Here is a 10158-nt window from a genome sequence, read left to right as displayed (position 1 = left end):
CTTCAGCAGGAAGTCATAGTCGCCGGAAATGTTGTAGCATTCGGCTATTTCCGGGATCTCTTTAACGGCTTTCATGATGCGGAGAGCGTTTTCCTGAGTGTGCTGCTTCATTTTCAGATAGCAGAAAGCCACGAATCCGCAGTCGATTTTATCGGCATCGAGCACCGCGACATAGCGTTTGATGTAGCCGTCACGTTCGAGGCGCTTGACGCGTTCGAAGGTAGGAGTAGGGGAGAGGTGGATTGCGGCTGCAAGTTCTTTGTTGGTCATGCGGCAGTCGTGTTGCAGGCAGTCGAGGATGCGGAGGTCTATCGCGTCAAGTGATGAGGTCTGAGTCATAGTCTTATGTGTCGGTTAAAAGATTGTGTGGGGATCGGTTTGTGAATCTGTTTAGAATAATATTCTTTTAAAACTGAGAATTTAGATTTTTATAGTATGAAATATCTATAATTGCATGCTAAATTAGTGATATTTCCTGTATTTTGCAAATTTATTGGAAAAATATTTTGGATATGGTAATTTTGCCGTGAAAATCATTACGCCAATTTAAAGATATTGCCGTCTATGTCAGAAAACAAGTTACATTTCGAAACGCTTCAGCTTCACGTGGGTCAGGAAACACCGGATCCGGCAACAGATGCCCGCGCGGTACCTATATATCAGACAACCTCATACGTGTTCCGCAATTCCGAGCATGCGTCTGACCGTTTTGCCCTTCGCGATAACGGCAATATCTACGGACGTCTGACAAATTCGACCCAGGAGGTTCTTGAGAAGCGCATCACAGCGCTTGAAGGTGGTGTGGCAGGGCTTGCAGTTGCAAGCGGCGCGGCTGCCATCAGCTATGCGCTTGAAAATCTGCTTCAGGTCGGAGACCATGTGCTTGCGGCTGACAATCTCTATGGCGGTACGTCGAACCTCATCAGCCATACACTGGCACCAAGAGGAATCGAGAGCACCTTTGTCGATGTGCGTGATTTCGACCTTGTCGAGCGCAGCATAAAGCCCAACACCAAGGTGCTGTTCGTTGAGACATTCGGCAATCCGAACTGCGATGTGACCGACCTTGACAGGCTTTCGGAGATAGCCCACCGTCATAACATCCCACTGATTGTCGACAATACTTTCGGCACTCCTTTCCTGATCAGGCCGATCGAGCACGGGGCTGATATAGTTGTCCACTCGGCCACGAAGTTTATCGGAGGCCACGGCACCAGTCTCGGCGGCATCATCGTTGACTCCGGCAGATTCGACTGGAAATCGGATCCTGAAAAATTCCCGACACTGGCAAAGCCAGATCCCAGCTATCATGGCGCGATCTTTACGGATGTTGCCGGAGAGGCCGCTTTCGTCACCCGTATCAGGGCGGTCCTTCTGCGCGATACCGGCGCCGCCATCTCTCCTTTCAATGCGTTTCTGCTGCTTCAGGGAGTCGAGACCCTGTCGCTGCGTCTTGAAAGGCATGTGGCCAACGCGCTGAAAGTCGTGGAATTCCTCTCGTCACACCCGAAGGTTGCCAAGGTCAATCATCCGTCACTCGCCGATCATCCCGACCACGCCCTTTACAACAAACTATATCCTCAGGGAGCGGGCAGCATCTTCACCTTCGAGGTGAAAGGCTCGCAGGAAGAGGCCTGGCGCTTTATTGACGCGCTTCAGATCTTCTCGCATCTCGCCAATGTGGCGGATGTGAAAAGCCTTGTGATCCATCCCTACACCACCACACACTCCCAGCTGACCCCTGAGGAACTTGAACGCCAGCATATAACACCTGCTACGGTCCGCCTGAGCATTGGCACCGAGCATATTGACGACATACTTGCCGACCTTGGGCAAGCACTCGAAAAAGTATGAGAATTTTGATGTTTTTTCAGAGGAAATCTGCCATGCGCATCCTTATTTAGCATGTTATTTCAATTATTCCAATTTAACACTTGACATCCTTATAAACCTTGTCGAACTGATACTCGCACATGTCGGCCTTCAGAGATCGTGAGATTCTCGTCGGTAACGGTCATGTAAAACAAATGGCAGATTTCCTCTACTTTTTAAAACGTTCCCCTAAGTCGTTAAGGGTTTAACCCGGTTTGCTGTCTCTATGACTTAGGGGCGTTTTATTTTTAGAGGTTGTTTAAAAACAAGAGTAAAAATCTGAGTGGTGTGTCTTTTAGATAAATTGTTGTAAATGAGAAAGGAGCATAGCGAGCTATGCGACTGACGGATTTCAACAATTTAGCAAAAGAGACACCAAGGCTCAGGTAATTTTAAACTATTGAAAGATGAAATTATTGACAGAAGAAAAAACAATACTTTCGCTCAGATTTTAACTATTGTTATTAAACGACCTCTTAGAAGTAAAGACAGATTGGTGAATAAAAGAGTTACTTAGGACTTGATTTCAGAGGTAGCTTAAGAAGATTCGTTCGTCAATAGGATGAGTGTCGGAAATTTTTTGGCGCAGACGTCTGCGGGTAGTGTAAAGAGTGTTGCGGTTAAGATCAAAAAACATCAGTATGACAGGCACGGGAAGTTTAAGAGTGGAGCAGACAAATATATGGTATTCCTTATCTGTAAGTCCTGGCATCTGATTGCGAAAACGGGTCATGATACCATCATTTTCGTTGTCGGCAAGATATTCCAGAAAGATATGAAAGTCCGGAGTGCTTACAAAATCTTTGATTTCACGTTCTACGTTGTCAGCTGTTTTGCTTTTGATGGATTCTTTCTGGTTTGACTCGTAGTAGGTTTCACAAAGGACACGAATGGTGTCAAGATGTTTTCGTGTGATTGAAAAACGATGGGTATTGTCGTTTTGACATGTTGCCGGTTGTGTCTGCGTTTCGCAGATTGCAGCACGTTCGGAGTTCCGTTCGTTCAGTATGGACTCCAATTCATCGGCAAGAGCGATGATTTGTTCGTCTTTGCGCTTTTGAATCTTTTGGCTATGGCTGACAAAGGCTGATGCCCAGACGCCACCGGATATAACAAGGAGTATCAGAAATGTCAGTTTTGTCACATTATTCTGATGGGCAAGTTCCATTACTTTAATCTCGTTCTCATGGTATTCGCAGACTGAGCTATGAACGTCTTGACGTATTATTTTGCCAAGTGCAGAATCCGTTTCTTCAAAGATTTTTTTTAATTGATGATAGGCTTCGTCAGTATAGCCGGTTTCATATAAGACCTCGAATGGAATTTCTGCTTTTTCACCATATCTGATTTTAGCAGAATCAATCAGAAGCTGTGCGGCTTCGTGATTGCCTGACTGCCATAGAGCGTCGATATACAGCCAATATTGCTTTGGGGTAGTTTGATCGGGAAACAATTCAATATACTTGTTGTAATAATCGGCTGCTTCCTTATAGTTTTTTAATCTATGATGGCTGTGTGCGATAAGGTCATAGGCATATCTGATAAATATTGAATCATTTCTTCGGATTGCATCTGACAGAATCAATGTAGAAACCTGTAATGATTCAGCATTGCGTTTGGCATTATTGAGCGAATTGGCAAATTCTAAATTCTGAAACTGAAGATTTATAGAGTCTCCGCTCTGTTTAAAAGTCAGACAGGCAAGGCTGTCATATTTGGCGGCTTCGGAGAAAGCATAGATCTTGCCGTATATTCTTGCTATTTTTGATTGCACACGTCCAAGCCACAACGGTTGGTTATGTGATTGTGCAAGATGTTCTGCTTGGATAAGGTTTGTAATAGCCTCGGAATATTTATGGGCAGTTGTATTTATGACACCTGAATAGTAATGAGCCAACATTCTCTCGTATGGATAGGATGACCGGTTGGCGTCGTAATATCTAACCGCGATATTGATTAAAGAGTCAGAAGTCTCGTCAATAAAATTCTTATGTCTTGCCTGAGTCAGATATAGAGCAAATTGAGCCAGCAGGCGTTCGGATTTTATCTCTGACGGATTGATTGATGTGAGTATTTTTAAGGCCGAGTCCGGTTTTTCATCCATAATCATGGCTGAAATTTTGATGTTCTTGTCGATCTTCCGGTACACATGGTTAAATCCAAGAAATATGGCTGATGAAATTATTAGTATGAGAATTGTGTAAATTACTTTTTTCATTTAAGAAATGTTCGGATTGTAGGCAAATGTATGCAAATTTGCACATGTGACATTTATTGACGAAGTGATACAAATTTATGATATAATGTAAGACAATCCAAAAATTTTTATGAAAAATATAGAAGGATTGAATCCAGCAATCATTATTCAGTCAATTCTTCAGGTGATTAGAATCCCCTCAATGTTTGGATTCAAGGAAGCATGAAAGAAAAGCGTTGTAACATAATTTAACTTAAATAAGAGCTAATGTTAAATCTTGCAGTGGCGTTTATGGATAAATAAATTAGCGATAGGTTATGCTCTAAACGGGTGAACAAAAAATAGAAATTGTTCAGCGTTTTAGTTTGGTGATAATCAAAGAGTAATATGCTATTGAACAATGTGCGATAAGCTCTTGCGGGCTAAAATGAACGGTTCTAATTTTGCCGGTGAAAGTAAAATTTTCGAGAACTGCGCTTAAACAATCTCGGATTCAGAATAAATTTATTGTATAATCTTAAAACCGTTTTGTATATGATTATGTCTTATCTGTCATCGCCTGCGATGGTTAATAAAATATCTTTTGCGTTGGGATGGGTTCTGGTTATCGCTATGGCTTCATGGCCGGGTTCACTGGCTATACAGATAGTTATGACAATACTTTCCATTCTGTTTATCATAACCGCAATACTGTGTGCGGTCACACACGGAAAGTTGTTAATTTTTAGCAACGATATCAGCCGGAATAAACTTGTCAACATTTCGCTGTGTTTGGCGTGGATAGCGGGTTTTGTATTCGCGGGATTTTCCGACCCTCTGGTAAAGGAGTCGATCTGCAATGCAGCGACTGTGATACTGATAACAGGATTGCTTTTCTATCCGTCGACCGGTGGTGTATCGAAGCCGGAAGGGGATTGAGCCTGCCGGTTTTTTGCCTCGAAGACAGAGGCATGTGTCATGATAAAAAACGCAACTTCCTTGCCGCCATGTGAAAAATGGTAGGGAAGTTTCGTTATATAATCAAATTTCTGTGTAACTTTGTAGCTCTAAAATGTAATAAAATCAAAGATATGGATTTGTTTGACAAAATCTCAGCCGACATAAAGAGCGCGATGCTCGCCCGCGAGAAGGTGCGACTTGAGACCCTCCGTGGAATCAAAAAAGAATTTCTTGAAGCCAAGACCGCCAAGGGTGGCGACGGATCGCTCACCGACGAGCAGGCCACGAAGATCCTTGCAAAAATGGCCAAGCAGCGTCGCGAAACCGCTCAGATCTATGACGAACAGAACCGAATTGATCTTCGCGACAACGAGTTGGCCGAGGCAGCTGTTATAGAAGAGTATCTTCCCAAACAGCTCACCGAAGAAGAGCTCATCGCCGAACTCAAAAACATAATTGCCGAGACCGGCGCTTCGTCAGCCAAGGAAATGGGCAAAGTCATGGGTGTGGCTTCGAAGAGACTGGCCGGACGTGCGGACGGTAAGGTGATTTCTGCCAAGGTCAGAGAACTTCTTGCCTGACGGCCCGCGACAGAGAAACATAGAGAGTAAAAAAATCAACGTATTCCGAAATACATACAGGAAAAATGCTTACCCTTCAGCAGATCAAAGAGGATCCCGAACGCATCATAGCGCGCCTCGCCGTCAAAGGATTCGACGGAAAACAGGGAGTCAATGATGTTATTGATTTCGATGACGAGCGCCGCTCACTTCAATATCAGAACGACACTCTCGCAGCCGAACTAAAGAAATATGCCGACTCGATCGGACGCCTGATGAAAGAAGGCCGCCGCGAAGAGGCTGACGAAGCCAAGAAGAAGGTTGCTGAGATCAAGGCTCAGCAGAAAGAAGTGGCTGACCGTCTGGCAGTCACTGAGAATGCCATCCGCGACATTCTGCTCGGCATGCCGAACATCCCTTGTGACGCGGTGCCCGAAGGCAAGACCGCGGAAGACAATGTCGTTGAAAAGACCGGAGGCCCGATGCCTGAACTTCCGGCAGATGCGCTGCCCCACTGGGAACTTGCAAAGAAATACAACATCATAAATTTCGACCTCGGTGTGAAGATCACCGGTCCCGGTTTCCCGGTCTATATCGGCAAGGGTGCGCGTCTGCAACGCGCTCTCATCCAGTTCTTCCTGGACCGTGCAGGCGATGCCGGCTATCTTGAAATCCAGCCTCCCTACGTTGTCAACGAAGCCTCAGGCTACGGCACAGGCCAGCTTCCCGACAAGGAAGGCCAGATGTATTTCATCAATGAAGACAAGCTCTACATGATCCCCACCGCGGAAGTGCCTGTGACCAACATCTACCGCGATGTGATCATTCCCGGCGATGAACTTCCGAAGAAAAACTGCGCTTACTCGGCATGTTTCCGCCGTGAGGCCGGTTCCTACGGCAAGGATGTGCGCGGTCTGAACCGTCTGCACCAGTTCGACAAGGTTGAGATTGTCCGCATCGAGAAGCCTGAAAACTCCTATGCCGCACTGGAAGAGATGAAAGACCATGTGCAGGGACTGCTCGAATCACTTGGTCTGCCCTGGCACATCCTGCGTCTCTGCGGCGGCGACATGAGCTTCACCTCGGCCATCACATTTGACTTTGAAGTCTATTCGGCAGCCCAGGGCCGCTGGCTTGAAGTATCGTCAGTCTCCAACTTCGAGACATATCAGGCAAACCGTCTGAAATGCCGCTATCGCGGAGAAGACAAGAAAACCCACCTCTGCCATACGCTCAACGGATCGGCGCTCGCACTTCCGCGCATCATGGCAGCCATCCTCGAAAACAACCAGACACCTCAGGGCATCGTTGTTCCGGAATGTCTGCGCAAATACACCGGCTTCGATATCATTGACTGATCGGTCAGACCGCAGTCACTGATGTCAGATATTCTGAATTGACCGCTCCTCTCGCCGTCCGAGGGAGGCGGTCAATTCAAACATTGAGGCCCGGAAGGTGTTTAGAAAATAACAGTTGTTATTCCCCTCCCCTAAAACCCAATTCCTATGGAATCAACACGTCAAGCAAAAATATCACGTCTCCTTCAGAAGGAGCTGAGTGAAATCTTCCGTCAGCAGACAGCAAAGACCCACGGCACGCTTGTGTCAGTGAGCACCGTGCGTGTCTCGCCGGACCTGAGTGTGGCCAAGGCCTATCTTTCGATCTTCCCGTCGGAGAAGTCGCAGGAGCTTCTTGAAAGCATCCGCGAAAGCGCTAAGACAATACGCTATGAACTCGCACAGCGTGTGCGCTTCCAGTTGCGTAAATGTCCTGAACTTTCGTTCTATATCGACGACTCTCTGGACTACATTGACAACATCGACAAACTTCTCACCAAATAGCCGACAAAACAACAACGGATGCCCGCTCTCAGGATCGCCATACGCTATTTGCTTGCCCGTAAAAGCCACACGGCTGTCAACGTCATCTCCTATATCTCGATGGCGGGGATCGCAGTGGCCGCAATGGCGATGATCTGTGTGCTTTCCGTTTTCAACGGCTTTTCGGATCTTGCCTCCGACAGGCTCTCGCTTGTCGACCCGGATGTGAAGATCACAAGGGCCGACGGCAAGATAATCATGTCGGCTGACTCACTGGCCCGCGCCGTTGAATCATCGGCTGGAGTGGCCAGGGCTGTGCCTACGCTCAGTGCGCAGGCGCTGGCCGTGTTCGGCGACGTTCAGTCGCCGGTCAATGTGGTCGGAGTTCCGGCTGACTACGGGAGAGTGTCGGAAATCGGCTCTCTCGTGATTGACGGAGAGATGGACATGTCGGCGGACCACCGTCTGCCGGGCGCACTTCTGAGCATCGGGACAGCGATGCAGCTTGGCGCGCGCCCCTCGTCGGAACATGCGATGCTGCTTACCGTCCCCAGACGTCTCGGACGTATCAATCCGGCCTTCCCTCTGGCGGCTTTCTGTACGGACACCCTTTTTATAAGCGGTGTCTATCAGACCAATCAGGCGGAACTCGACAATGACATGATCTTCATCCCGCTTGAGTCGGCCCGGCGTCTGCTCGACTACTCTGAAGAGGCGTCGGCCATCGAGATAGGACTTGAGCCGGGGGCTGAGGCCGATGCGGTTGTGAAGACACTCGGCGAGACACTCGGAAGCGACTATGTGGTCGCAGACCGTCTGCGTCAGCAGTCCCACTCATTCAGAATGATCTCGATCGAAAAGTGGATCACCTTCCTGATGCTTGTTTTCGTGCTGCTGATGGCCTCGTTCAACATCCTGTCGTCACTCTCGATGCTTATTATAGAAAAGGAGGAGAGTCTCAGGATTCTAAGCTCGCTCGGCGCACCGCTGGGCATGATCCGCAGGATCTTCCTCTATCAGGGAACGCTCGTGGCTGTTACCGGCGGAGTGATCGGAATTCTGACCGGAGTGATACTCTGTCTGCTTCAGCAGCATTACGGGCTGATCACTCTCGGCGGAGATCATTCGCAGATGTCAATAGTAACATATCCTTGTAATCTCCGGATCGGAGATGTGCTTGTCACCTCGGCAGTTGTATTGGTGATGGGGCTGCTTTCAGGCCTGATCTCCTCGCGCGGTGTCAGAAGCGTCAGTCTCCGTATGGCATAAAAATGTAGAATCAAAAAATATACCACAAATAGAACCCAACTCTTCATCGCTATGGCAACTCAGAACTCACATAGATATTGCGTAATAATGTGTGGCGGCGTCGGAAGCCGTTTCTGGCCCTACTCACGAGAGGACCGTCCAAAACAGTTCATCGACTTTCTCGGAACCGGACGCTCGCTTCTTCAGATGTCGTATGACCGCATACTCCCACTGGTGCCTAAAGAAAATGTGCTGGTGGTCACAAATGAAAAATATGCCCCGCTTATCCGCGAGCAGCTTCCGGACCTGCTGCCGGAAAACATATTGCTCGAACCGGCCCGCCGCAACACGGCGCCTTGCATCGCCTGGGCGGCGTTCCACATAGCGGCGATCGACCCTGCCGCATCCATGATCGTCACTCCGAGCGACCATCTGATCACACGCGAAAGTGTTTTCGAGGAGTGTGTCAGCCGCGGATTCGAATTTGTTGAAAACAATGACGCCCTTCTGACGCTCGGCATCACCCCGACGCGTCCGGAAACGGGCTACGGATATATCCAGATCGGTCAGGAAGCCGAACCGGGCATTCTGAAAGTCAAGACATTTACCGAAAAGCCTAATCTGGAACTGGCCAAAGTCTTTCTGGAAACCGGAGAATTTTTCTGGAATTCCGGAATCTTCCTCTGGCGTGCATCGTCGATCATCGAGGCGCTTCGCAAGCACGATTCGGATCTGACGGTGCGCTTTGACCGCGGAGCCTCTGTTTTCGGAACCCCGCGTGAAGTCGATTTCATCCGTGACAACTTCGCATCGTTCCCCGCCAATTCCATCGACTATGCCGTGATGGAGAAGGCCGACAATGTCTATGTCGAATGTGTCAGCTTCGGCTGGAATGACCTCGGAACCTGGAGCGCGCTGCATGACAACTCGCCTAAAAACGAAAACGGCAACGTAGCCCAGAACTGCAAGGTGCTCACCTATGACAGCACGGGCAATATTTTTGCTGTGCGTGACTCGGAAAAACTGGTGGTCGCCCACGGGCTGAAAGACTATATCGTGGCCGATGCCGGAGACGTGCTTCTGATCTGCCCGAAATCAGAGGAACAGCGCATCAAACAGATGGTCAACGATGTGAGGATCGCATATCTTGACAAATATCTCTGACAAGTCCTCCCAAACCTCTCATCGCATATCCCATTTCCGCCAATCTGTAAAAAAGCCTTTTAGAGGTTGTTTAACAACAAGAGTTAAAATCTGAGTGGTGTATCTTTTAGATAAATTGTTGTAAATGAGAAAGGAGCATAGCGAGCTATGCGACTGACGAATTTCAACAATTTAGCAAAAGAGACACCAAGGCTAAGGTAACTTAAAAAAATCTCACACATGAAATTATCCAACGCAGAAAATATAATACCGTCGCCTGCGAAAGTTTCGGGCGCCTATGACTCTTCATTTCAGTCACATAGCTCGCTATGCTCCTTCAATTCAGAGCCATATCCACCTCAAAACTTTCGCTCAGATT

The 10158-nt window shown here is 47.8% G+C and carries 8 protein-coding genes; 6 read left to right on the top strand and 2 right to left on the bottom strand.

Annotation, left to right across the window (positions count from 1 at the left end; all coding sequences use genetic code 11):
• A partial coding sequence (locus K2H17_RS02450; protein WP_300131015.1) for an Lrp/AsnC family transcriptional regulator occupies nucleotides 1-339 on the bottom strand: 339 nt, incomplete at its 3' end.
• 225 nt (nucleotides 340-564) lie between these two features.
• Between K2H17_RS02450 and K2H17_RS02445 the strand changes: the two genes are divergently transcribed.
• Nucleotides 565-1854, top strand: coding sequence for an O-acetylhomoserine aminocarboxypropyltransferase/cysteine synthase family protein (locus K2H17_RS02445; protein WP_300131013.1), 1290 nt, complete (start codon nucleotides 565-567; stop codon nucleotides 1852-1854).
• Between the two features lie 544 nt (nucleotides 1855-2398).
• Here K2H17_RS02445 and K2H17_RS02440 read toward each other — a convergent pair.
• A complete protein-coding gene (locus K2H17_RS02440; protein ID WP_300131011.1) occupies nucleotides 2399-4090 on the bottom strand; it encodes a tetratricopeptide repeat protein in 1692 nt (563 codons plus the stop codon).
• Nucleotides 4091-5139: 1049 nt separating this feature from the next.
• Between K2H17_RS02440 and K2H17_RS02435 the strand changes: the two genes are divergently transcribed.
• From K2H17_RS02435 to K2H17_RS02415, 5 genes are all read left to right on the top strand, one after another.
• Complete coding sequence (locus tag K2H17_RS02435) at nucleotides 5140-5589, top strand: GatB/YqeY domain-containing protein (RefSeq protein WP_300131008.1); 450 nt, start codon at nucleotides 5140-5142, stop codon at nucleotides 5587-5589.
• A 65-nt stretch (nucleotides 5590-5654) separates the two neighbouring features.
• Nucleotides 5655-6926: a serine--tRNA ligase gene (gene serS, locus K2H17_RS02430; RefSeq protein ID WP_300131005.1), complete on the top strand. Its 1272-nt coding sequence runs from the start codon at nucleotides 5655-5657 to the stop codon at nucleotides 6924-6926.
• A gap of 147 nt (nucleotides 6927-7073) precedes the next feature.
• Nucleotides 7074-7409 (top strand): 30S ribosome-binding factor RbfA, encoded by a 336-nt coding sequence (gene rbfA / locus K2H17_RS02425; protein WP_300131003.1) that lies wholly within the window; start codon nucleotides 7074-7076, stop codon nucleotides 7407-7409.
• A gap of 18 nt (nucleotides 7410-7427) precedes the next feature.
• On the top strand, nucleotides 7428-8657 hold the full coding sequence (locus tag K2H17_RS02420) for an ABC transporter permease (RefSeq protein WP_300131001.1): 1230 nt from the start codon (nucleotides 7428-7430) through the stop codon (nucleotides 8655-8657).
• A 51-nt stretch (nucleotides 8658-8708) separates the two neighbouring features.
• Complete coding sequence (locus K2H17_RS02415) at nucleotides 8709-9800, top strand: mannose-1-phosphate guanylyltransferase (protein ID WP_300130998.1); 1092 nt, start codon at nucleotides 8709-8711, stop codon at nucleotides 9798-9800.
• Nucleotides 9801-10158: the final 358 nt, after the last annotated feature.

The organism is Duncaniella sp. (assembly GCF_029054785.1).
In the GTDB taxonomy this organism is placed as follows: Bacteria; Bacteroidota; Bacteroidia; order Bacteroidales; family Muribaculaceae; genus Duncaniella.
Note: the sequence above shows the minus strand (reverse complement) of the source record. Positions and strands in the feature narration are given on the sequence as shown.

What these genes read in the sequence shown, in the direction of transcription:
- K2H17_RS02435 (WP_300131008.1), top strand. Translation starts at nt 5,140, where the DNA reads ATGGATTTGTTTGACAAAATCTCAGCCGACATAAAGAGCGCGATGCTC.
- serS (WP_300131005.1), top strand. Translation starts at nt 5,655, where the DNA reads ATGCTTACCCTTCAGCAGATCAAAGAGGATCCCGAACGCATCATAGCG.
- K2H17_RS02415 (WP_300130998.1), top strand. Translation starts at nt 8,709, where the DNA reads ATGGCAACTCAGAACTCACATAGATATTGCGTAATAATGTGTGGCGGC.
- K2H17_RS02420 (WP_300131001.1), top strand. Translation starts at nt 7,428, where the DNA reads ATGCCCGCTCTCAGGATCGCCATACGCTATTTGCTTGCCCGTAAAAGC.
- K2H17_RS02440 (WP_300131011.1), bottom strand. Translation starts at nt 4,090, where the DNA reads ATGAAAAAAGTAATTTACACAATTCTCATACTAATAATTTCATCAGCC.
- rbfA (WP_300131003.1), top strand. Translation starts at nt 7,074, where the DNA reads ATGGAATCAACACGTCAAGCAAAAATATCACGTCTCCTTCAGAAGGAG.
- K2H17_RS02445 (WP_300131013.1), top strand. Translation starts at nt 565, where the DNA reads ATGTCAGAAAACAAGTTACATTTCGAAACGCTTCAGCTTCACGTGGGT.